17 protein-coding genes are annotated in these 23,472 nt (G+C 64.3%); 3 read left to right on the top strand and 14 right to left on the bottom strand.

Features of this window, described 5'->3' with window-relative positions; genetic code table 11:
- Nucleotides 1–12: 12 nt before the first annotated feature.
- The 5 genes from DMP11_RS02310 to DMP11_RS02330 all read right to left on the bottom strand — a co-directional run bounded on the left by DMP11_RS02310 (nucleotide 13) and on the right by DMP11_RS02330 (nucleotide 9,189).
- Nucleotides 13–693, bottom strand: coding sequence for an MBL fold metallo-hydrolase (locus DMP11_RS02310; protein WP_123184894.1), 681 nt, complete (start codon nucleotides 691–693; stop codon nucleotides 13–15).
- The gene (locus DMP11_RS02315; protein WP_123184895.1) at nucleotides 694–3,108 is read right to left on the bottom strand and encodes a RelA/SpoT family protein; all 2,415 of its coding nucleotides are present in this window, start codon (nucleotides 3,106–3,108) and stop codon (nucleotides 694–696) included. It abuts the gene before it with no gap.
- A 45-nt stretch (nucleotides 3,109–3,153) separates the two neighbouring features.
- Nucleotides 3,154–6,510, bottom strand: coding sequence for a single-stranded-DNA-specific exonuclease RecJ (gene recJ, locus DMP11_RS02320; protein ID WP_123184896.1), 3,357 nt, complete (start codon nucleotides 6,508–6,510; stop codon nucleotides 3,154–3,156).
- A gap of 138 nt (nucleotides 6,511–6,648) precedes the next feature.
- Entirely contained in the window at nucleotides 6,649–7,671 is a 1,023-nt protein-coding gene (locus DMP11_RS02325) for a VanZ family protein (RefSeq protein WP_123184897.1), read from the bottom strand.
- 309 nt (nucleotides 7,672–7,980) lie between these two features.
- Nucleotides 7,981–9,189 (bottom strand): diphosphate--fructose-6-phosphate 1-phosphotransferase, encoded by a 1,209-nt coding sequence (locus tag DMP11_RS02330; RefSeq protein WP_123184898.1) that lies wholly within the window; start codon nucleotides 9,187–9,189, stop codon nucleotides 7,981–7,983.
- A 135-nt stretch (nucleotides 9,190–9,324) separates the two neighbouring features.
- Here DMP11_RS02330 and DMP11_RS02335 point away from each other — a divergent pair, with 135 nt between their 5' ends.
- Nucleotides 9,325–9,945 (top strand): IMPACT family protein, encoded by a 621-nt coding sequence (locus DMP11_RS02335; RefSeq protein ID WP_123184899.1) that lies wholly within the window; start codon nucleotides 9,325–9,327, stop codon nucleotides 9,943–9,945.
- Between the two features lie 8 nt (nucleotides 9,946–9,953).
- Entirely contained in the window at nucleotides 9,954–10,484 is a 531-nt protein-coding gene (locus DMP11_RS02340) for a metallopeptidase family protein (RefSeq protein ID WP_214647037.1), read from the top strand.
- Between the two features lie 119 nt (nucleotides 10,485–10,603).
- Here DMP11_RS02340 and queF read toward each other — a convergent pair whose 3' ends face one another.
- From queF to DMP11_RS02370, 6 genes are all read right to left on the bottom strand, one after another.
- Nucleotides 10,604–11,521: a preQ(1) synthase gene (queF, locus tag DMP11_RS10720; RefSeq protein WP_257431848.1), complete on the bottom strand. Its 918-nt coding sequence runs from the start codon at nucleotides 11,519–11,521 to the stop codon at nucleotides 10,604–10,606.
- A 33-nt stretch (nucleotides 11,522–11,554) separates the two neighbouring features.
- A complete protein-coding gene (gene queC, locus DMP11_RS02350) occupies nucleotides 11,555–12,247 on the bottom strand; it encodes a 7-cyano-7-deazaguanine synthase QueC (RefSeq protein WP_123184900.1) in 693 nt (230 codons plus the stop codon).
- A gap of 9 nt (nucleotides 12,248–12,256) precedes the next feature.
- The gene (locus DMP11_RS02355) at nucleotides 12,257–12,985 is read right to left on the bottom strand and encodes a radical SAM protein (protein ID WP_123184901.1); all 729 of its coding nucleotides are present in this window, start codon (nucleotides 12,983–12,985) and stop codon (nucleotides 12,257–12,259) included.
- Complete coding sequence (gene queD / locus DMP11_RS02360) at nucleotides 12,985–13,413, bottom strand: 6-carboxytetrahydropterin synthase QueD (protein ID WP_123184902.1); 429 nt, start codon at nucleotides 13,411–13,413, stop codon at nucleotides 12,985–12,987. The genes DMP11_RS02355 and queD overlap by 1 nt, the downstream gene beginning before the upstream one ends.
- Before the next feature lie 79 nt (nucleotides 13,414–13,492).
- Nucleotides 13,493–18,769, bottom strand: a complete 5,277-nt coding sequence (locus DMP11_RS02365) for a DEAD/DEAH box helicase (protein WP_123184903.1) — start codon at nucleotides 18,767–18,769, stop codon at nucleotides 13,493–13,495.
- 16 nt (nucleotides 18,770–18,785) lie between these two features.
- Complete coding sequence (locus DMP11_RS02370; protein WP_123184904.1) at nucleotides 18,786–19,073, bottom strand: CopG family transcriptional regulator; 288 nt, start codon at nucleotides 19,071–19,073, stop codon at nucleotides 18,786–18,788.
- A gap of 240 nt (nucleotides 19,074–19,313) precedes the next feature.
- On the opposite strand from DMP11_RS02370, the gene DMP11_RS02375 reads away from it, so the two are divergent.
- The gene (locus DMP11_RS02375; RefSeq protein WP_123184905.1) at nucleotides 19,314–19,853 is read left to right on the top strand and encodes a GNAT family N-acetyltransferase; all 540 of its coding nucleotides are present in this window, start codon (nucleotides 19,314–19,316) and stop codon (nucleotides 19,851–19,853) included.
- 161 nt (nucleotides 19,854–20,014) lie between these two features.
- On the opposite strand, the gene pth is transcribed toward DMP11_RS02375, so the two are convergent.
- From pth to glmU, 3 genes are all read right to left on the bottom strand, one after another.
- On the bottom strand, nucleotides 20,015–20,572 hold the full coding sequence (pth, locus tag DMP11_RS02380) for an aminoacyl-tRNA hydrolase (protein WP_123184906.1): 558 nt from the start codon (nucleotides 20,570–20,572) through the stop codon (nucleotides 20,015–20,017).
- A gap of 380 nt (nucleotides 20,573–20,952) precedes the next feature.
- The gene (locus tag DMP11_RS02385) at nucleotides 20,953–21,963 is read right to left on the bottom strand and encodes a ribose-phosphate diphosphokinase (protein WP_371826718.1); all 1,011 of its coding nucleotides are present in this window, start codon (nucleotides 21,961–21,963) and stop codon (nucleotides 20,953–20,955) included.
- 45 nt (nucleotides 21,964–22,008) lie between these two features.
- Nucleotides 22,009–23,364 (bottom strand): bifunctional UDP-N-acetylglucosamine diphosphorylase/glucosamine-1-phosphate N-acetyltransferase GlmU, encoded by a 1,356-nt coding sequence (glmU, locus tag DMP11_RS02390; RefSeq protein ID WP_123184908.1) that lies wholly within the window; start codon nucleotides 23,362–23,364, stop codon nucleotides 22,009–22,011.
- Nucleotides 23,365–23,472: the final 108 nt, after the last annotated feature.

Consider the following 23,472-nt stretch of genomic DNA (forward strand, 5'->3'; position numbering starts at 1 on the left):
AGCGGCCGAGGGCTAATTGGCCGGTTCGGCGCCGAAGCGGGCGAACACCCGGCGCCGCTCGGCACCGATGGTGGTGAGGTCGTTATGGCCCGGCAGCACCGCCGTGTCGTCGGGCAAGGCCGCCAGCTTCTTGATGGAGGCCCGCATCTCTTCCATGGAGCCGCCCTCGAAATCGGTACGGCCCACGGTGCCCGCGAAAAGCGTGTCGCCGGAAATGAGCACCGGCAATCCCCCTTCATGGTTGCCGAACTGCGGAATGAGGAACAGGCAGATGGAGCCCTTGGTATGGCCGGGGGTGGAAATGACCTTCCAGGGCATATGGCCCACGGTTACCACCGAGCCGTTGGCCACCGTCTCGTCCACCGGGCAGGGCTCGCAGGCCTCCACGTAGGTGCCGTCTTGTGGCGCCTCGATCACCGGCGCGTCCACCGCCGAAGCGTACACCTTCGCGCCCGTGGCGGCCCGCAGCTGGGCGGCAGCGCCGATGTGGTCGTTGTGGAAATGGGTGAGCACAATGGCGTCGAGCTTTTTGCCCTCAAGGGCGGCGATGATGGTTTCCGGCTCGCAGGAAGGGTCTACCACCAGGGTGCCCGCACCGTCGGAGATGATGTAGGTGTTGTTCTGCAGCGGCCCCAAAACCAGGTACTTCACATCAATGCACAAGCCGCTGACCTCGTACAACGTAGGCTTCATCTACTTAACCCCTTTCTGGCCCGGCACCATGCGACGGGCATCGAACACACCGTCCAGCTCGCTGAGGTGCTTCGTTATCCAGTCGATGTTGTTCAGGTCGGACACCTGGAACAGAAAGCGCATCTCCACCACGCCGTCGCGGTGGGTGGTTGTGGAACACGATAGCACGTTGGCCGCCGCCTCCGAAAACACTCTGGTAACGTCAAGCAGCAGATTCATGCGGTCCAGCGCCTCGATGTAAAGCTCCACCTGGTAGGTGGTGTCTTTGGGGCGACTGCCCTCCCAGGCCACCTCGATAATGCGCTCGGGGTGCTGCTTGAGCGATATGGCATTGGGGCAGTCGGCCCGGTGCACCGAAACGCCGCGGCCGCGGGTGACGAAGCCCAAAATCTCGTCCCCCGGCACCGGATTGCAGCAACGGGACAGGCGCACCAAAACGTCGTCCACCCCCTTCACCACAATGCCATTGGAAGAGTGGGTCTCGTGCTTCTTGGGCCGCTTCACCGACGTGATCATGGGGGCCATGACGCCGGTGGAGGTGGCCGAAGCCCCCAGCTGGGGCTTCTCCGATTCCTCCGTGGCGCGGTCCACCAAAATCTTCAGCAGCCGGTTGGCCACGTGCTGGGCGCTCTCCTTGCCGGTGCCGATGTTCACCAGCATGTCATCGGCATCGCGGAAGCCCATGGCCTCCGCCACCGCCTTCAACGCCCGAATGGATTGGGCGTTGGAGATGCCCAGCCCGTGCTTGCGCATCTCGCGGGAAAGGCGGTCGCGCCCCATCTGGATGTCGTCAGAGCGGGTTACCTTCGAGAAGTAGGAGCGGATCTTCGACCGGGCCGAAGGGGTTTTCACCATGGTCAGCCAGTCGCGGGAGGGGTTGGCGCTCTTTTGGGTGAGCACCTCCACGCGGTCGCCCACCTGCAGCTCGTAGGACAAGGGCACGATGGCGCCGTTTACCTTGGCCCCCACGCAGTGGTTGCCCACCTCGGTGTGGATGGCATAGGCGAAGTCCACCGGCGTGGCGCCGGCCCGCAGGCTCATCACCTCGCCTTTCGGGGTGAACACGAACACTTCCGTCTCATCCAGGTCCATCTTCAGCGACTTCAAAAACTCGCGGGAGTCTTCGGTTTCGTCCTGCCAGTCCACCATCTGCCGCAGCCACGCCAGCTGCTGGTCCAGCGCGTCGGCCGAGCCCTTTCCGCCGCCCTCTTTGTAGCGCCAGTGGGCAGCCACGCCGTATTCGCTGGCCCGGTGCATGTCTTCGGTGCGAATCTGCACCTCCAGCGGCCGGCCCGCCGGCCCCATCACCGTGGTGTGGAGGCTCTGGTACATGTTGAACTTCGGCATGGCGATGTAGTCTTTGAAGCGGCCGGGCATCGGGTGCCACAAGGTGTGCACCGCCCCCAGCGCCGAATAGCAGTCCTTCACCGTCTTCACGATGATGCGCACGGCAATGAGGTCGTAGATTTCCGAGAAGCCCTTGCCCTTCTTCGACATCTTCTGGTAGATGGAGTACAGGTGCTTGGGGCGCCCCATGATCTGGGCGTGGATACCCACTTTCTCCATCTCGCCCTTCAGCACGTCTATCACGTTGCCCAGATACTCCTCGCGCTTGGCGCGCGACTCGGTGACCATGCGGGACACCTGCTTGTACTTGTTGGGCTCCAGGTAGAAAAACGATAGGTCCTCCAGCTCCCACTTCACCGAATTGATGCCCAACCGGTGGGCGATGGGGGCGTAGATTTCCAAGGTTTCGCGGGCCTTGAAAATGCGCCGGTCTTCCCGCAGGGCCGACAGCGTGCGCATGTTGTGCAGCCGGTCGGCCAGCTTAATCACAATGACGCGGATGTCTTTGCTCATGGCCACGAACATCTTGCGAATGGTGGCGGCCTGCTCGTCGGAGAGGCTCTCCACCTCGATGCGGGTGATCTTGGTAACCCCTTCCACCAGCTGGCGCACCTGGGGGTTGAACAGCCGCTCCACATCTTGGGCAGTGGCGTCGGTGTCTTCCACGGTGTCGTGCAGCAGCGCGGCGCAGATGGTTTCGGCGTCCATGCGCAAATCGGCCAGGATAAGGGCCACCTCTACCGGGTGCAGCACGAAGGGCTCGCCGGACTTGCGCTTCTGGCCGGCGTGCTTTTCGCTGGCGAATTGGAAGGCGCGGGCCAGCATAGTCTCTTCTTCGGGGGAAAGGTAGTCGGCGGTGAGCTCCTGCAGCTCGGCGAAGCGGGCCTCGGGGGTGACGGGGGCATCGGCGTCGTTGCGATTCAGGCCCGGCACCGGCTTGGCCGCGCTTTCCGGCCGGCCGATGAGGTTGTCCACTGTTTGCCGCGTGGCCACGCCGATGGGCACCTGCCCGGGCGCCGTGACGCCTTCGTTCCCCGGGGCGGGATTCTGCGATACATCAGCGCTCATGCGCCGCACCTCCTTACCAAGCCGCTTCGGGCGTGAACTTGCATCCTACCAGTTGGACGGCAGCACGCCGGGCACAATGGGGTGGGAGACGCGAATCGTCAGCCCCTGGGAATCACAGGCCAAGGCCCACGCGCGGAAGGCCTCGAACACCGAGCGCTCCCCCAGCCCCTCGCTGTAGCGCACCGAGTCGGTGAGCTCCACGCGGCCCGCCTCCTCGTTAACCCGCACGAAGTAGGCAGCCGGCTGGCCCCCGGCGGAGGCGCGGCCGGCCGGCTGCACGTCGATGAGCCCCAGCTCGGTGAACACCTTGAGGCCGCAAGCCACCGATGCCGGGCTTACTTCCTTGAAGCCGGCGGAGGCTTGGGCCGCCAGATCGTCGGGGTCGAGCGGGAAGGGGTTGCCCGGCTGTTGCCGCTGCCGCAGCCGCAGCTGGCGGTACACCTGGGCCATCACGTCGTGGTCGGGGGTGGCCTCCCGCAGGATGCCTTCGTTGATAGCGATGTCGCGCTGGCCGAACAGAAGATGGATGGTGGCAGGGTTTCCATCGCGGCCGGCCCGGCCGCTCATCTGGTTGAATTCCACCTCGTTGAAAGGCAGGTGGTACAGCACCACGTGGCGGATGTTGGGAATGTCCACCCCTTCGCCAAACGCAGAGGTGGCCACCAGCACCAGCAGGTCGTCGTTGCGGAACAGCTCCTCGATGCGCTTGCGCTCGGCCCGGGAAAGGCCGGCGTTGTAAAAGCCGATGAGGGGCGCCAGCTGGGGCACCTTCTTGCGCAAAAGCCGCGCCAGGGCGATGGACTGCTGGCGGGAGTTCACGTACACCACCGTCTTCTCGCCGGAAGCCACGATGTTGGCCAGGTAATCGTCGCGGTTGCGAATGTTGCGCTGGTCGTCCAGCCGCAGGTTCTCGCGACAGGTGTTGTCGATCACCCGCTCTTCCAGCGGCAACTGGGCATCGATGTCGCCGGCCACCTCGGCAGGGGCGGTGGCGGTAAGAGCCAGCACCGTGGGGTTGCCCAGCTTGGCGATGGCCATGCCCAGCTGAGTGTAAGCGGTGCGCTGCCCCGCCTTCGCCAGGCCGATGTGATGGGCCTCGTCCACCACCACAAAGCCCACGCGCCCGCTTTCGGCGAACTGATCGGCATGCAGCACGAAGAATTCCGGAGTGGTAAGCACGATATCCACCGCCCCCGTTGCCAGGCCGCCCCAGGCTTGCTGCCGCTCTTCACGGGTGCTCTCGCCATTGAGCACAACACAGGTGATGCCGAATTGCAGCAGACTAGTGGCCAGGTGGAATGCCTGGTCGGCAATGAGGGCCCGTAGCGGATATACGAACACGCTGGCCATTTGGGAAGAAAGCGCCATAAGAGCGGCGTATACGGTAAAGGTGAGCGACTTGCCACGGCCGGTGGCCATCACCGCGAAGGTGGACTTGCCCGCCCGCAGCTGATCGAGCACATCCCGCTGCGACTGATGCAAGGGGCGCTGCCCGATGAGGGCGCAGATCAGCTCCTGCTCCAGGCCGTCGGGGTTCTCGCGCGCCATGGCCTCCCACTTCGCACGGTTTTCCTTGAGCGAGGCCGCAGGGCCGGCAGCGTCGGGCTGGGGCTTTTCCGCATCGGCGCACAGCCGCTGGTCGTCTTCGGCGTACAGCCCCTCCAGCAATGTTTGGGCCTCCGGGTTCAGGCAGGCGCGCAGGGCGCAGCAGGTGCGGGCCGGCGCTAACGCCTTCAGCATGGCTTTCACCGAGAAGCGGCCGCGCCACTCGTCCACCTGCAGGGTGAAGGCGGCGTCCACCACTCCCTCGTTGGCCATCAGCTCGTCGATATCATCGCAATGGAACATGATGCCCGCCACCACCACGCGCCCGTCGGTGAGGCCGCAGGAGAAGTGGTTCTTGTCGGCCCCCACCGCCCGCGGGTTCACCAGCGTCACGTTGCGGGCCATGTAGCAGGGCACCTGGTTGTCCTGGCCGAACGGCGCCAGCGCCTCTAGTTGCCGCACCGTTTCGATGGAGAGTTCCGGCAGCGCCACCAGGGCGTCTATCTGCACCAGGGGGTGGAAGGCCCCTTCCGGCAGCTGATCCATGTAGGCGCACAGCCGCTCGGCGAAGGCCTCCAGGTTGGCCACCGGCAGCGTGATGCCCACCGCCGCCTCATGGCCGCCGAAGCGGGTGAGCAGATCAGAGCAGGATTCCACCGCGGCGAACAGGTTCACCGAGCCCACGCTGCGACCCGAGCCGCGCGCCTCGTCCCCTTCGATGGTGAACAGGATAGCCGGCACGCCGTAGCGGTTCACCAGGCGGCTGGCCACGATGCCCTTCACCCCCTCGTGCCAACCTTCGCCGGCCACCACCAGCGCCCGCTGGCCATGGTAGGTTTCAGCCGCTTGGGCCTGGGCCTGCTCGGACAGCTCCGCTTCGATGGTGCGGCGGGCGGTGTTCACCTCGTCCAACCGCTGGGCCAGCGCGCAGGCGTCCGGGTAGCTGTCGGACATCAGCAAGTCCAGCGCCAGCTGGGCGTCCCCCATGCGGCCGGCGGCGTTCAGGCGCGGCACGATGGAGTAGGTGATGTTGGTGGCGGTAACCGGCATGGCCGATGGGCCGCAGATGCCCAACAGCGCCGCGATGCAGGGGCGCGGGTTCTCGTTGATGCGCCGCAGCCCTTCGGCCACAAGCGCGCGGTTCTCGCCGCGCATGGGCATGAGGTCGGCCACGGTGCCCAAGGTGGCAAGGTCGGTGTAGCTGCGCCACAGGTGCGGGTAACCGCGGCGGGCGCCCAAAATCTGCACCAGCTTGAGGGCCACCCCCACGCCGGCCAAAATGGAGCTTTCGCAGCCCTCCCCCATCTTCGGGTCGGCCACTGGCACCCCCTCGGGCACCAGGTCGGCCGCCTCGTGATGGTCGGTCACCGCCACCTGCACCCCATCGGCCACGATGGCGGCCACTTCCTCGCGGCAGGCGATGCCGCAGTCCACGGTAACAATGAGATCGGGCTCCAGCTGCTTCACCCGCTGATAGGCGGCCGCCGTGATGCCATAGCCTTCGTCGAAACGGCGCGGGATGAAGGGGGTGGCCCTCGCCCCCAGCGCCCGCAGGCCGCGGGTGAGCACAGTGGTGGCGGAGATGCCGTCCAAATCGAAGTCGCCGAACACCACGATGTGCTTGCGCCCGTCGATAGCACGGCCCACCACGTCGGCCACTTCGGAAAGCCCCGGTATCTCATAGGGATTGCGCCAGTCGCGCTCCAGCGAAGGGCTCATGAACTCTGCCGCCTGCTCGGGGGTTTCTATGCCGCGGGTGGCCAGGGTGGCGGCGATGAACCGCGGCAGCCCCAATGCCGAGGACAGCAGCGCCACCGTTTTCGGGCAGGCGTGCTTAATTGTGAACTGTGCGCCCATGGACAATTACCTTACATGCTTCGTGTCGTTTTTTGCTCAAGGGCATTTTCCCACAAAGCAAGCGCCGCAAGCGCCATGCCGCCCGCTTTTTTGCAGGAATAGCACGGGCACTGCCAGACGCGCTGGCGCCAGCCTCCGTTACGGCAAATAGTCGTAGGGCATGCGGCGGGCGAAAAGATAGAACAGCAGCAAGATGAGGGCGGCCCAGGGCACCCATAGGCACACCGCCGCCAGGGTGGCGAGGCGCAGGGCGTAGAACAGCAGCCGATAGCCGGTGGTGCGCGGATGGTTTTCGCAGGTCATGCGCACAAACGCACCACCAGGGGTGGAGCCACCGCGAAACCACGGCACCAGCACTTCCACCACCAGCACCGCCAGCCAGAAGCTAGCCCCCAGCAGCAAGGCGGCGGTTTGGTTCACCGTCATGCCGGGCAGTTCCAGTGGTGCCTCCCACACCAGTTCCAAGGGCAGGGCCACGGCGCAATAGGGCAAAAGCGACAGCAGGCCGATGACGATGGAGTCCAGCCATAACGCCACGCATCGCTGCAAGAAGCTGGGGTTTTCCGTCACTGACACCGGGCCGGCCTCCTCCGGCGAGCGCACCGGCCCTAGCACCCGGGCACACAGCCAGCCGATAAGCGCCCCCAGCGTGTTGGTAATCAGATCGTCGGTGTCGCAGCAGCGGTAGGCGTAATCGTACACGCCGAAAAGCCCCGTTAGCTGCGCCGTTTCCACCAGGGCCGACACGGCAAGCCCCAGCAACACTGTGGGCACAAACCGCATGCGGAAGAACCGCGCCGCAATGAACCCCAACGGCATGAAGAACACCACGTTGAAGCCCAGTTGGAACACCGCTTTCAGGCCGTCCTGGCGGATGTTGTCAATAGAGTTGAAGGGCATGAACTGCGGCTGGATGCCGTAGGTGATGCCGGGGCCGCTATCGCCCGAAGGCAGCGGGTACAGGGTAAAGCACACGATGCCCAGCCCGTAGAGCACCGTGAGGTAGGCGGCCAGCGACGAGCCCAGCCGCAGCCGGCCGTCGCGGTGGTAGAGGTAGGCCAAGATGGGCAGCGTAAGGGCGAACGACAGCATGGGCCACAGCAGCAGCGCCATCTTGAAATTGCCGCCGTAAGCGGACAAGAAGTTCCCTACCGACCTCATTTCGCCATCCCTTCCCTATCGCGGCGAGCAAAGCATGCCGACGGCAAGTGGGCCGCCGGCCTTTGCCAGTCTAGCGAAGGGCACGCTGCGGTGCAGCATAAGTGACAGCAAAGTAAGCCAAGCGATGCCGGAAACGCGTACAAAACCGTGAGCTTTGTGCAGTCGCAACATGGCGGCCTGACCAGGTGTTGCTCGGTATAGCCGCAGGTCAAAACAGTGTAAATGCACTGCACAGAATGCACGGTTTTGTATGCGTTTCCACACAAAAAAGGGGGCTTGTCACCAAGCCCCCATTCGCTGCAGACGCCGCTAGCGCTTGTTGAAGGGCATGATGGTGGCAGGCATGCCGTTTTCGTAGATGATCTTCGGCTCGCCGGCAATCAGCGGGCGGAAGTAAGCCAGCGCCTCATCGGTGATGCCCTGGTAATCCGGCAGAATCCATTCTTCGGGGAACGTGCGCACGAAGTTGGCGAACTGGCTGGCGGGCCCGGCGAAGAACACCGGGTTGTAGGGAGCGCTGAGGTCCGTGCGAGGGGCAATGCCCACCACCTGGCCGGTGAATCCGGGACGCGCCGAGTGCATGTGGGCGGAAAGCCCCAGCTCGTAGGCTTCGGTCACGTCCACCAGGCTTTGGGCGAAGTTAGAGGAACGGGCCGCACGGGAGAGGTCTTGCACCACGCCCCGCGGAGCGATGCCGGCATCCACGATCATCTGCTTAAGCGTAAGGGCCACACCTCCCAAAACCGCATGGGCGAAGCCGTCGTTGGCGCTCTCACCGGCAGAAATGTAGGTGCCGTCCGCGTAATGGGCCCCTTCGGACACCACGATGTAGCACTCGCCGGTGGCGTCCATCTTCGCCTGCACCTGGGCCAGGAAGGCGTCTTTGTCGAAATCCACCTCCGGCAGCACCAGCAGGTCCACATCCCCGGTGGCGCAACAGCTGGCGGCCAGCCAGCCGGCGTCGCGGCCCATGGTTTCCAGCACGAAAACCTCGGGGCGGGTGTAGGCGTCGTAGTCCAGCCGCGTAGCGTGGGTTATCTGGCAGGCCAGCTTGGCAGCGCTGGGGAAACCGGGGCAATGATCCACCGGCACCAGGTCGTTGTCCACCGTCTTGGGAATGCCGATGAAGCGCTTGGCCACTCCATTGGCGGCGGCCCATTCGGACAGAGCGTCCACGGTGTCCATGGAGTCGTTGCCGCCGATGTAGAACATCACTTCGATGCTGTGGGCGTCCATCACCTCCACCAGCCGCTTGTAATCGGTGTCGTTGCCGCGCTTCAGCTTGTAGCGGCAAGTGCCCAGCGCTGAGGAAGGAGTCTGCTTCAGGATGTCGATTTCGCGGGCCGGCAAGTCGGTAAGGTCGAACAGCTTGTCTTCCAGCACCCCCTCGATGCCGTGGATGCCGCCGAACACGCGGTCGTAGACGGGGTTCAGCTGGTTGGCGCGGATGACGCCGGCCAGGCTGGCATTGATAACGGCAGTGGGGCCGCCCGACTGGGCAACGAGGCAATTGGCCATGAGACTCTCCTTCTTCGAGGCTGCTTCTCCATCTGCGGATTCTAGCAGGCCCCCGGCCCGCGCCCCGGCGCCCCTCCCATTCGTTTCCCAAAGCGACAAAAACCAAGGGAGCCGTTTATTGCTACACTGGGCGCTATGACAGATTTTTATCGCACCATAGCAGGCTTCGCCGAGGCGGAGATTGTGGAGAAAAAGAGCCGCTTCATCGGGCAGTTGACCCATGTGGAAACCGAGGAAGAGGCGCTGGCTTTCCTGGAGGAGATTCGCGCCAAGCACCGCATGGCCCGCCACAACGTGTACGCCTACGTGCTGCGGGGCGGCCGGGTGCGCTATTCCGACGACGGCGAACCGGGGGGCACGTCGGGCATGCCCACTTTGGAAACGCTGCAACACGCGGAGCTGCAGGATGTGGCCATTGTGACCACCCGCTACTTCGGCGGCGTGCTGCTGGGCACCGGCGGGCTGGTGCGCGCTTACACCGCGGCGGCGCAGGCAGCCATCGACGCGGCGCAGGTGGTGGTGATTTCCCGCTGCGTGGACATAACCGTGGAGGTGCCCTACCCGCTCTACGAAGCGGTGGCGCGGCTGGCGGCCGACATGGAAGCCCGCATAGTGGAAAGCGACTTCGGCGCCAGCGTGCTGCTTACCCTGCGCATGTTGGCAGGCATGGAAGAGCCGCTGCTGGAGCGGCTGTCGGAGGCGACCCGCGGTCAGGCAGAGCCCCTGGTGAGCGCCCCGTTCGATGCCGCGTTTTAGGAGATGCCATGGACAAGCTGACCGGTGCCGAGTTTGAAGCGGTGATTGAAGAGGCGCTGGACGTCATTCCCGACAAGTTTCTCGAAGCGCTGCAGAACATCGTAGTGGTGTGGGAAGAGGAGCCGAACGCCTACCACCTGGGAGAAGATTTCGAGGGCAGCGGCGATGGGCCGGGCGGTGCCGGGATGCCGGAAGGCTGCAACGGGGAGGAAAGCGCCTGGGGCGAAGGCGGCGGCGAGGAAGGGTGGTCCGACGAGGCAGAGCCCCTCGCTGCGGCGGACGGCGACTGGGACGATGAGCCCTGGGGCACCTGGTGCGACAACGAGCTGCTGGGACTGTTCGATGGCCTTTCGCTGGAAGAGAGCTGCGGCGGCCAGTTCGACGATCTGCCCAATGTGATCACCATCTTCAAAGGGCCGCACGAGCGTTGCTTCTCCACCCGCGAGGAAATGGTGGAGGAAGTGGGCAAAACCGTCATCCACGAGCTGGGGCACTACTTCGGCCTGGACGACGACGCCCTCTACGCCATGGGCTACTAGCCCGACAAATGGCACCGCATCTTCGGCGAGAAGTTCGAGAGCTGGTAGGGCGCCGCGAGCAGAGCCCTCCTCTTGCGCGGGTCGAACGCCCTCCCCCCGCCTGCTTCGGGCGCGGCCCGTTAGCGGTTGTCCACCTTCTCGGGGTACAGGTCGTGCTGAGAAAGCCGCTGCCAGGCCACTTCCTCCCATTTGGTGCCGGGGCGCCCGTAGTTGCAATAGGGGTCGATGGAGATGCCGCCGCGAGGGGTGAACTTCCCCCACACCTCGATGTACTTCGGGTCCATCAGGGCAATGAGGTCCTTCATGATGATGTTCATGCAGTCCTCGTGAAAATCGCCGTGATTGCGGAAGCTGAACAGGTACAGCTTCAGGCTCTTGCTTTCCACCATGCGCACGTCGGGCACGTAAGAGATGTAGATGGTGGCGAAATCCGGCTGGCCGGTAATGGGGCAGAGACTGGTGAACTCGGGGCAGTTGAACTTGACGAAGTAGTCGTTGTCCTGGTGCTTGTTAACGAAAGTTTCCAGCACCGAGGAGTCGTAGTCGCAGGGATACTGGGTGCCCTGACTGCCCAGTTTGGTGAGCCCCTCGTCTTCACGGGCGGCAAAGCCTTCGGCCGCCAGCGGGGCCGAAGGCTTTGCGGAAACCGAGGGAGCCGTGCCGGCCGCGGAGACGGCGGCCGCGCGCCCGGCCCCCTCGGCCGCCTTCATGCGGTCCATCTCGTCGAATGCCTTTTGCAAATCGCGCCCAAAAGCCTCACGGGCCGTTTCGTCCGGGCGCACTTCTTCGCCGCTGGAAAACACGTGGCGCTCCCAATCCCGCTGCTGAGGGGCAGCCGAGCGGTTGCCCCATCCGCTGGCGCAACCGGAGCCGTCGCCGCTGGCGGCCACCGCGCGACCCAAGTCAGACACGATGCCGGTCATGACAGGCGGCACCGCACCGGCATCCTTCGCCTGCTCGCCGGCTTCGCCATCGCCCCCCTTCCAAGAAGGGTCCACACCGAAGGCCGAAGCCAGGGAATTGAAATCTTCACTCATAGGTTCACCCAGTCTTTCAGTGCAAAAAACATCTCAGGCCATGATAAGCGGGTCTTCGGTGCCGTTGGCGCGGAAGGCGGCGATGCGGTCGATGCAGGTGGCGCATTTGCCGCAGGGGGCCTCTCCCCCTTCGTAGCACGACCAGGTGAGCTCGTAAGGAACTTCCAGCTCCAAGCCCGTGCGCACGATATCTGCCTTGGTCATCTGCACGAACGGGGCCCGCAGTTGCAGCTGACCGCCAGTGCCCTCGGCGATAGCGGCCCCCATGGCGTCAACGAAAGCCTGGGAGCAATCGGGGTAGGCATCGCCCGCCCAGTCGTCGTGGTGGGCGCCGTAGTACACCGCCGAGCAGCCAAGAGAGAGCGCCATCGATGCCGCCGAGGACAGGAACAGCCCGTTGCGGAAAGGTACGTAAGTGCCCACCGGGGCGCCATCGGCTTCGGAGCGCTGCTGGGCATAGGAAGATTCCGGCACCGCTTGGGTGGAATGGGCCAGCAGCGAGCAATCGCTTTCGGCGAAGATGGCGGCCAGATCCAAAAACCGCTGCTGCACGCCGTAATGGGCCGCCACCGCCTTTGCCGCCTCGATTTCGCGGCTGTGGCGCTGGCCGTAGCTGATGGAGAGGGTCACCACGTTCGCGGCGCCGAACTGCCGCACCGCCATCGCCAGCAAGGTTGTGGAGTCTACGCCGCCCGAGCAGAGCACCAGCGCTTTTTCACTATCCATCGGTTCCTCCTATACGCCCTTTTCCACGTTGGGCCAGATGATTTTGTGCATTTGCAATTGTAGGCGGGCACGGGCAAGGCCGTTGGCCGCCATGGAGTCCACAATTTGCGCCGGCGTTATTTCGCCCCACACGGGCGAGAACAGCACATTGGTGCTGTCGAACAGCCCCTGCTCCTTGCAGCGATCGCGGGCGAAAGCCAGGTCTTCCTCGCTGCCCACCACGAATTTCACTGCATCGCGGCCGTCCAACAGCGGGTAGTTGTCCGCCAGCATGGCGGCGCTCACCTCGGCGCCGGCCGATGGGGTTTTCCAGTCCACCGTGAGGCACAGCTGGCCGGCCAGCCCCTCCACTTGCGCCTGTGCACGCAACTGCAGTAACGGCTCCACCGGGCGCGACCCGTTTGTTTCGATTTCCACTCGCAGCGGATAGGGCTCGCGCACCTCCAGCAAAGCCCGCACCAGATGGGGCAAATTGGGCTGCAGCAGCGGTTCGCCGCCAGTGAGGGTCACGCAGCGCACGCCGGTCTCCCGCACCCACGCCACCAGGTTTTCGATGCTCCAGCCTTCCACCTCCACTAAGGGGTGGTTTGCCCATCGGGTGTCGCAGTAACTACACCACAGATTGCAGCCGGCAAAGCGAATGAACGCGGCCAGCTGGCCCGCCGCCAGTCCCTCCCCGTTCACGGAGACGAATTTCTCCGCCACGGGCAGAAATTGCGCTGAGGGTTGGTGTTCCATTAGTTGCGGCCCCGCTCGTAGATGGCGCAGTTGTTGGGGGTTTCGTACACCTCCACCACCATCACGGGCACGCCGGCCTCATCCAGCCGCTGCCAGAAGTAGCGGGCCAGGTTCTCGGCGGTGGTGCGGAAGGGCATCACCGAAAGCGTGAACCCTTCCTCTTCCAGGCACTTCATGGTTTGGGGTTTGAGCGAACCCTCCTCCACGATGAAGCTGTGATCCAGCTCTTCGGTGAGAGCCCGCAAGATGCGCTTAAATTCGCCGAAGTCCATCACCATGTCCTTGCAGGTGCCCGCTTCCTGAAGCTCGTCGGTGGCAAGGATGGCCACCACGCGCCAACGATGGCCGTGCAGGTTTTCGCACTTGCCGTGGTAATCGGTAAGGAAATGAGCGGCGTCGAAGCTGCTCTCGGTTTTCAGTCCGTACATGTTGCTTCCTATCAATCGCAAGCACCCCAAAGGTGCAATTGTTTTATTGTAGCCACATCGCGCTCGCAAGGCGAACGCTTCAGAACAACTGCGGATAATAGCGCATGCCGTCGGGGTAGCGCACGAAGCCGGCCTGCTGCAGCAACGCGGCATTTCCCTCTTCAAGGGCGCTCTCGCCGTTCACCGCTTCCACTACCAGCTTCGCCTTTGCCAGCGTCCCCTCCCGCCGCAGGCGCGCAACCTCGCAATCGCGCAGTGCCTCAATGGCGGCCAGAGCCGCGGGCTCGCTTGCCGTGAACAGCGCAAGAGATTTCAGGTGCGGAGACGCGAAGGCCGCCAGGGCCCCTTCCTTCAGCACCGCCAGCGCTCCCGGCCTCTTCTGAACCGCTGCCCCATCGGACCACGGCAGCACCGCCCCGTACAGGAAAGCAGGGTCCTCCGCGGGCAGCACCGCAAGGGAAGGAGTGCCGCCAGCCGCACCGGCCGCCGCGCCGCCCTCGCATCCAGCCGCCTCGGCCTCCCCCGGTTCGCCGAGCCTTCTCAATTGCTCCACCGTTTCACGAGCGGCGAACTGCACCGGCCCCAGCCCCTCCACGAAGCAGCCGCGCAGAACTTCGCCCGCCTCTTCCATCGAGCGCAGCACCGGATACAGGCCGCTCAGGCCACCGGGCACGCCGGCCAACAGAGCCACATCCGCTGTCACCACGCCATAACGGTCGAGCAGCCCCTCCACCGCGTCCACCGCCGCAAGCGTTGGATCGGCCTGAGCGGGCTGCAGCAGCGCCCAGTGGCCCCCATAAGCCGCATCGAACGACTCCGCCGTCGCCCGTCGAGCCATGAAGTCCGCCTTGAACTGCCGCTCTGCCGCGCGCCTCCCACGGCGACTTGAAGCGCGACGGGCCCCAGGGGCGGCAAGGGCGGACTGCTGCCCCGATGAGGCGGAGCGAGCGGCCGCCGCTGAAGAATCGCCACTGAACGCCAGATAACTCAAAAGGCTGTTGGTGAGCAGGCCCTCTTGAGTCATCGCATCCAACTGGCCCGTCACCGCCCGGGCGCTCACCTCCTGATCGGGAAGGGCGCGGGCAGCCATCTCTGTCATCCGGGGAAGGCTCATCGGCCCCATTGAGGCCAGCGCCCGCGCAATCTCGCGGCGAAGCGCTGCGCCCCCGGAAGCGGCCGGTGCGCCTTCCGTCTTCCGCTCATTGCCCAGTTCCGCGCCCTCGCCCGTCTCTTCCAAAAGCGCTTCCACTGCCCTGGACAGCAGCGGCAAGGGGGCCGCCGGCGAGTCGGTGGGGTAAAACGCCACAAGCGGAGGCTTCCCCTCCCCTTGGCCACGGGCCTGCCATATCACTTCCCCCTCGTCCAAAAGCTGCTGGAGCAACCCAGGCGCCCATTGGGGCACGCGACTGGAAAACACCACCTTGGCCCACGTTTCATAGGGAAGAAACGCACCCTCGAATTGCACAATCACTTCGGCCAAGGCATCCAACGGATCTTGAGATGCGGCGCACGGTACGCCCTGACGCCGCAGAACGAGCTGCTGCAGCGCCGCCCCCTTCACCGGTGCGGCCGCCTGCTCCACCGCCTGAGCCGACAGGCGCCGCAACCGCTGGAGCACCCCGGCATCCGCCCACGAGGCCACGCCGCCAAACCGCAGCGGCACCACCGTTGCCGCCGCTTCAAGCCGTTTTAGGCTCTCATCCGCAAGAAGCTCCCCTACCCCCAGATGCCTCGCCAGCGTTTTCGCCTCGAACGGCCCATGGGTGGCCGCAAAACGACGCGCGAGCGCATCGAGCGTTTGGGCAGCGCCCGCTCTCCCTTCTTCAACCGGGCCCGCCGCCAACGCCCAAGGCGGAACTTCGGCCCCGGTGACCTCTGCCAGCCGGCGCCCGTCCGACACAAACGCCCAGCGGTCCGCGCCCCCTAGGGCAACGGGGAAAACGCGGTGGCCGAGCTCCAGCTCTTGCAACCAGGCAACCACCACGGCCTCGTGCTCCGACGGACAGTCCCGGGCGGCAGCCGCCCCTGTGGGCAGCGCATCTACCACCGCCGCGCACGATTCGCCCTCACCGGAGGACGGGGCCTCGTCGTCGCCAAAGTCTAATCGTTGCAGCAAGTCAGCCACCGACAGAGGCCCCAGCTCCCGAAGCAGCGCCTCTACCCCCTCGATGCCTTTTCGCTGCCAACCAGGGGCGGTGCGCTGCAGCTGCCGCTCCACAGCAGCAACTACCACCGGGTCAAGCAAATCACCCACCTCTGCAGCACCTAAAACCTCCCTCAAAACCGCCGGATCCACCGACAGCATCGAAGAGGCCCTCTCGGCATGGGGCAAATCTCCTTCGTAGAGATGCTCTGCCACATAGCCGAACACAAGCGCGGCGGCAAAGGGAGACGGCACCAGCGTGCGCGCTTCGGAAAAACCCACCTTCCCCGCCTGGACGGCGTCCATAAGGCCCAAAAACGCCTCGATGTCGAACACGTCCTGCAGGCATTCGCGCAGGGCTTCAACCATTATGGGGAAATTCCGCTCCAACCGGGCTGCCTCCAAAAGCTGGCCGCCCTTCAAGCGCTGCAGCCACAACGGCGCCCTCTTCCCTGCCGCTGCGGGCGGCATGAGCAAAGCGCGGGCAGCGCATTCCCTGAACCGGGCAGCGAACAAGGCGGTTCCCACGATGGAGGCGCGCACCAAACCCATCGCCTCATCGGGGGTGAACGCAAATAGCTCGGCGCCGGGAATGCCGCCCTGCCCCACCGGCCATTGCACCAAGATACCGTCATCGCCGGCCATCACCTGGGGGTTGAACCCATAGCGCGCTTTCAGCCGCTCTGCCACCGCCAGCGCCCACGGCTCGTTGACCGCGCGGCCGAAAGGGCTGTGCAAAACGAGCCGCCAGTCCCCTGTTTCATCCTCGCAGCGCTCCACCACCAGAGTGCTTGCTGAAGGCAGCACACCCGTCGCAGCTTGCTGGGCTTGGAGGAGCGCAGCCAGGTTGCCAGACGCGTAGTCGTCCAACCCCGCCCGGCCCAGGCGCTCGCAAAACCCAGCCGCATCCGACAGAGGTCCGGCCCCCGGCCCTCCTTCATCCTCCAAGATTCCCTGGGCCCAGGCCAGGAACTCCCCTTTTGCCTTGCCCGCCTCGAAGGGGCGGGATTGCGCTTCCCCATGCCAGAATGGCAGGCGGGCAGAGCGGCCAGGGGCCGGCTCCACCATCACGCGGTCGGCGGTTATCTCGCAAATCTTCCAGGTGCTGGTGCCCAAAGCGATCACGTCTCCCACGCGGGATTCCATGACCATCTCCTCGTCCAGCTCCCCCACCCGTTTGCGCCCCTTGGCCCCGTCCCCCTGGGGCAGCACCACGGGAAACATCCCGCGATCAGGGATGGTGCCGGCAGCCCCCACCGCCGCACGCTGGGCCCCGGGTTTGGCCGTCAGCGTTCCGGCCGCCCGATCCCAGGACAGCCGAGCGGGCACCTTGGCCAGCACGCCTTCGGTATATTCGCCAGCCAACAGCGCCAATACGCTGCCGAAGGCGCTTCGGGGCAAATCCGCGAAGCAGGCGCTGCGGCGAACCGTGCCGTACCACTCATTGGCTTCAAGGCCGTCCATGGCCACGGCTGCCACCGTTTGCTGGGCAAGCACGTCCAGGGCGTTCTCCACGAGGCGCGTGGCCTCAATGCGCCCTTCCTCCATCCCCTCGGCAACCACCGCCGTGTCAAGCACCTCGCAGCGCGTACGGGGAAGAAACACCCCCGCCGACTTACCGCCCACTTGATGATTGGCGCGGCCAACGCGCTGAAGGCCGCTGGCCACCGAAGGAGGCGGCGCCACTTGCACCACCAAATCCACCTCGCCCATGTCGATGCCAAGCTCAAGGCTGGAAGTGGCTACAACACAAGGGAGCGCACCGCTCTTGAGCGCTTCCTCCACTTCGCGGCGGCGTTCCTTGGACACCGAGCCGTGATGGGCCTTGGCCACTACCTCTGGCGCCCCTTGTCCCAGCTCAGTGGAAGAGCCCATGTCCGAGCGATAGGCGCCCGTGGGGCCAAGCCCTCGAAGCGCTTCACCGTGGGCCCCTGGGCAAAACTGCCCAACAGCGCTGCTTTCATCCCCCTTGGAGCAACGCTGCTCCTCACCGCTGGCACCAGCGGTACGCGGCCCCGCCGTGTCAACGCTCCCAACGGCCGACCAGTATCCGGCATCAACGAACGTCACTGCCCTGCCGCCGTAGCGGCGGGCGTACAACTCGTTCAACCGTGCCGTCAGCTTCTCGCATAAGCCGCGGGAATTGACAAATACGATGGTGGAACGATGGGTGAGAACCAAATCGAGGATGTCGCTTTCCAGGTAAGGCCAAATGGTGACCGCCCCCACCCGGCTGTCGGGCGAAACGGAAGGGGCCTCGTTCGCCATCAGGGCTCGCAACGCCCTGTCCGATTTCCAAGCGTTTTCCGCAGGGACACGGCGGGGCCCAGCGCCGTTGGCGCCGGAAGAGCGCGCCTTGTCAAACGCAGCCCCGCCGAAAGCCGGAACGGCTGTCATGTCCGGCACCGGCACTGCCACCCGCAGATCCAGCGAAGGCCGCGCCTGCGCCTGCACCACCGTCACCGGATGCACGCCGCCCAAGAACCGCGCCACTTCTTCCACCGGACGCACCGTGGCAGACAGCCCCACCCGCTGGGCGGGCCGGGGCAAAAGCGCATCCAGACGCTCCAAGCTCAAGGACAGGTGGGCACCCCGCTTGTTGCCCGCCAGGGCATGCACCTCGTCCACAATGACAGCTTCTACTGTTTTCAGCACCTCGCGGACCTGCGAAGTAAGCATAAGGTACAACGACTCAGGCGTAGTGATGAGAATGTCGGGGGGATGGCTGACTATCTTCCGCCGCTGATCCGGGGTGGTATCGCCCGTGCGTTGCGCCGTGGTGACAAGTCCCGCGGCAGTAGCCGCCTCCATCCCGCCCGCAACCGCCTTCGCTGCCAAGCCAGCCAAAGGCCGCCGCAGGTTGCGCTCCACATCGGCCCCCAGCGCCTTCAGCGGGGAAATGTACAGCACACGGACGCCTTTCGAGCGCCCCTTGCCTTTCCTCGGCTTTGGCGATGCGGCCCCATCCCCTTGCGAGCCCTGAGCGACGGCGCTCTTCTCCTGCCACAGGCGATCAATGGCAAAATAGAACGCCGCCAACGTTTTGCCCGAACCTGTGGGAGCCACCACCAATGCGTTCTCCCCCGAAGCGATAACCTCCCAGGCACGCCGCTGCACATCGGTGGGCTGTCCCAACTCTTGGACAAACCACTCCTGAGCAGCGGGCGAAAAAAGGCGCAAGGGGTTATCGATGGCTCCATCAACACAGGGCATGGGAGTTCCGTTTCCTTTAAGCTACCGTGGCAGCGGCAAGGTCTTTGTCAATGAGCCACCGCAGATAATCAGAGCGGCGCATTCCCAAACTGTCGGCGCGGCGGTCGATGGCCTCTATCTTCTCTTCGGTTTCTTTGAATCCCACCGACTTCAGCTCGGCCCCGAACAGCAACGGCCGGCCCACAACCACTTCGCCCACCGGCTTTCCGGGCACCTCTCCGCGCACCATCATCTCATCCCACTCTTCGATCTGCTCAGCCGTAACACCGAACATCTCTTCAAGCTCTTCTGCAGTTTTCTTCATAAGGCTACCCCCTAGCCAAACCCAGTTCGGCAAGCACATTTGATGTCTTCCGCTTGCAGCCCGTGCTTAAGCGCATGGGGATGCATGTAAATTTCCACCATAGGAACCACTTTCGTTGAACGAAATTATAGGACCATGGGAGAAATGGCACAAGCGCAGGCTGGTGCCATCATCGAAATGTTGAAACTATTTTCCAACAACTACCGCTAATATTTCCTGAACACCGTGAAAGGAACCTTTATGAGCAACCGTCCCGCCCCTGCCGTGGTCCCCTACTCCACCGAGCATCTTCCCGCCATGACCGCCATCTGGAACGAGGTGGTGGTGGACGGCATTGCCTTTCCCCAGGAAGATCAGCTCTCCGTCGAGGAGGCCACTGCGTTCTTCGCCGAGCAAACCCATTGCGGAGTTGCCCTCGATCACGCAACCGGCGAGGTGCTGGGGCTCTACATTCTGCACCCTAACAACGTTGGCCGCTGCGGCCACATCTCCAACGCCAGTTATGCCGTGGGCTCAAAGGCACGGGGGCGCGGAGCGGGACGAGCCCTGGTAAGCGACTGCATCCAGCAGGCGAGAACTCACGGTTTCAAAGTCCTGCAATTCAACGCTGTAGTGGCCACAAACACCGTGGCGCGCAAGCTGTACGAAAGCCTTGGGTTCGTGCAGCTGGGCACCATACCTGACGGCTTCCGCATGCCCGATGGCACCTACGAGGATATCTGCCCCTATTATCTGAGCCTGTGGGGATGTCCAAAACCCGACATCAGCCCCGTCCCCTGAGTGAGCGGCCACGAAAGCGCACCGCTGGCGCACTTTCCAAAGCAGGACCGTTCGAGCGATTTGGATAGCCCCGCCCTTTCCCCCGCCCCAGAAGCAAGAAAAGCAGAGTAGAATCTCTGCCCTGCGAACGGTGGTCAAAAGTGAACGTCCCCCTGACACACTCAGTTGAAGGCTTGCTGGGTTTTCTCCAGGCCGTTGTCGATGAGGGAAAGCACCGCTTTCGCCCCCTCGTCCACCGCGGCGGCCAGCTCTTCCGCCTGATCCTTCTTCGGGGCTGCCAGTACGAAATCCGCCACCGGCATGCGCCCCGGCGGGCGGCCGATGCCGATGCGCACCCGCAGCCAATCGCGGGTGGCCAGCTTGTCGCAGATGGAACGCAGCCCGTTGTGACCGGCGTGGCCACCCCCCAGCTTCACCCGGATGGTGCCGGCGGGGATGTCCAACTCGTCATGTACCACAATCAGCTGATCGGGCTTCAGCCCATAGGCGTTCATCAGGCTTTTCACAGGGCCGCCAGAAGTGTTCATGAAGCTTTGGGGCTTCGCCAGCACCAGTTCTTGCCCCTTGTACAGCACCTTTGCCGTAAGGGCACCGCCCTCGTTTTTCCAGTAGCGGGCGCCCAGCTCTTCCGCGATGCGATTCACCACCATAAATCCGGCATTGTGCCGCGTAGCCGCATATTCCGGACCGGGATTTCCCAAGCCAGCAATCAGGTACATCAATCATCCAATCTAAGCAAAAGGCAGAGATAGAATCTCTGCCCTACGAATTCAACCTGCGATGGCATCCTGCCGGGCCGGCCCGCCCTCCAGCCGCCCCGGTCGCCGCCCGACCACAGGTCCAAGCCGGCAGCCGAGGGTTTCCCAGGTGCCCCAGATTGGCCCGAAGGCCGGCCGAGCGCACTTCTTCTTGGATGGGCCGATTCGGCAGGTCGGAGCGAGGTCCGGCCAAGCGAAGTAGGGGCGAGATCCGCTCGCCGTTAGGCGAGTTAGCTCACCCCGTACGGAGCATCGAGCGCAGGCCTGGCGAATCGGCCCACCTTTGGGAGGGCAGGGAGCCCTTAACCAGAGGTTCCGATGGCCGTCAGGCCATCGGAACCTTATAGCGCGAAGTCGGGGTCGAACAGGTCACTTACCGAGCCGTTGCTGTACACGTTGGCGATGGCGCGAGCGAACAGCGGCGCCACGGAAATGACCTTGATCTTGCCGGTTTGCTTGTCGAGCGGCACGGGAATGGTGTCGCACACCACCACTTCTTCCACGTCCAGGTTGTTCATGCGCTCGTAAGCCGGGCCGGAGAATACCGGATGGGTGCAGCACACGTAAATCTTCTCGGCGCCCTTGTTCTTCAGGGTTTCCACAGCGGCCACGATGGAGCCGCCGGTATCGATCATGTCATCGTTCAGGATGCAAGTCTTGCCGGCCACCTCACCGATAAGGGCGGTGATCTCCGCCTTGTTGTGGCCCGGACGGCCCTTGTGCATGATGGCCAGGTCGGCGTCCAGCATGTCGGACAGCTTCTTGGCAGCCTTGGCGCGCCCCACATCAGGGGAAACCACGCACAGTTTGTCCTGGTCAAGGTTCTTGTTCTTGAAGTAATCCGCCAGGATGGGCAGGGCCGTGAGGTGATCCACCGGCACGTTGAAGAAGCCCTGGATTTGGCCCTGGTGCAGATCGATGGTCATCACACGGTTCACGCCGGCCGCCTGCAGCAGATCGGCCACCAGCTTGGCGGTAATGGGCTCACGAGCCGCCGCCTTGCGGTCTTGCCGGGCATAGCCGTAGTGGGAAATGACCGCGGTGATGGTGCGGGCGCTGGCGCGCTTGGCGGCATCGATCATGATCAGCAGCTCCATCAGGGCGTCGTTGATGTGATCGCCGGCCACCGACTGGACGAGGAACACATCGGCCCCGCGCACCGACTCCAGATAGCGGGCGTAAATCTCGCCGTTGGCGAACTTCTCCAGACGGATGTTGCCCAGGTTCACGCCCAGCGTGTCGGCAATCTTCTCCGCCAACTCGGGCGAAACGGTGCCGGAAAACAACGCCAAGCTCTTCTGCATCTCGGTCATGAATCTCTCCTTCAAGACGTTCGGCTCAGTGACGCTCATTATAGGGGCGAAAAGCCCCAAGCGCCTGGGATTAACAAGGGAAAACTACGCCTTCGGCTTCCAGCCTTCGATTTCCGTCTGGCGGGCGCGGCCCAGCCCCAGCGAGTGCGGGCTCACGTCCTTCGTGATCACCGAGCCGGCGCCGATGGTGGCGCCTTCGCCGATGGTCACCGGAGCCACCAGCATGGTGGAAGAGCCCACGAACACCTCATCGCCGATAACAGTGGAATGCTTGTGCTTGCCATCGTAGTTGCAGGTAATGGTGCCGGCTCCCAGGTTCACCCCTTCGCCGATGGCGGCATCGCCCACATAGGACAGGTGCGGCACCTTCGAGCCCTTCCCCACCGTGGACTTCTTGATTTCCACGTGGGTGCCGGCCTTGGCCTTTTCGCACAGGTGCGCGCCGGGGCGCAGGTAGGCGCGGGGGCCGCAGGTGGCGCCGTCGTCCACTTGCGCCTCGATGGCGATGGTCTCGTCAATCACGCAGCCCTTCCCCACCACGGTGTCGGTGAGGCGGCAGTTGGGGCCCACCACGGTGTCCTCGCCGATGGAAGTGGCACCCAGTAGCATCACCTGGGGCAGCAGCTCCACGTCGGGGGCGATAACAACATCGGGGCCAATCCACACCTGGGCCGGATCCCACATGGTTACGCCGGCGGCCAAGTGCTTCTGGTTGATGCGCCGCTGCAGCACACCGGTGGCCTCGGCCAGCTGAATGCGGGAGTTCACCCCCAGGCACTCCTGAGGATCCTCCGCTTGCAGCGCCAGCACCGCACGCCCCGCTTTGCGACCGATTTCGATGACGTCGGTGAGGTAGAACTCCCCTTGGGCGTTGTTGCTGTCCACCTGGGAAAGCGCCTCGAACAAAAACTTCGCGTCGAAGCAGTAGAAGCCGGAATTGCACTCGTCGATGGCCGCTTCTTCGGCCGTGGCGTCCTTCTGCTCCACGATGCGCAGCACCTGGCCCGCCTCGTCGCGCACGATGCGGCCGTAGCCGAAGGGGTTGTCCAGCTTCATGGTAAGCACCACCGCTGCAGCATCGGCGGTTTCCCGCAGCTCGGCCAGCGCGGCAATGGTGTCGGAAGTGATAAGCGGGCAGTCGCCGGAGAGCACCACCACCGAACCGTCGAAGCCGGCCAGCGCATCGGCGGCCGAAGCCACCGCATCGGCGGTGCCCTTGCGCTCCTTCTGCTCCGCCACGGTAGTGTGGGCCACCAGGGGCTCTACGAACTCGCGGCCGTGGCCCACCACCGTGACCACCTGGTCCATACCCGCCGCTTCCGCAGCGTCAACCACCCAGTTCACCAAGGGTTTTCCCAGAATTTCATGAGCCACCTTCGGCTTTTTGGACTTCATGCGCGTGCCGGCGCCGGCCGCCAGCACCAAGGCTGCTTTCTTCATACGAGCCCTCTCTATGGGGGAATAAACTGCGGAAAGTATAACGCAGCGGCACCCCACTGGGGCAAGCGAGCGAAAACCGCCACAACAGCCTCGGCCAAATAGCGCGAA

It is taken from the genome of Parvibacter caecicola (assembly GCF_003725335.1).
GTDB lineage: Bacteria > Actinomycetota > Coriobacteriia > Coriobacteriales > Eggerthellaceae > Parvibacter > Parvibacter caecicola.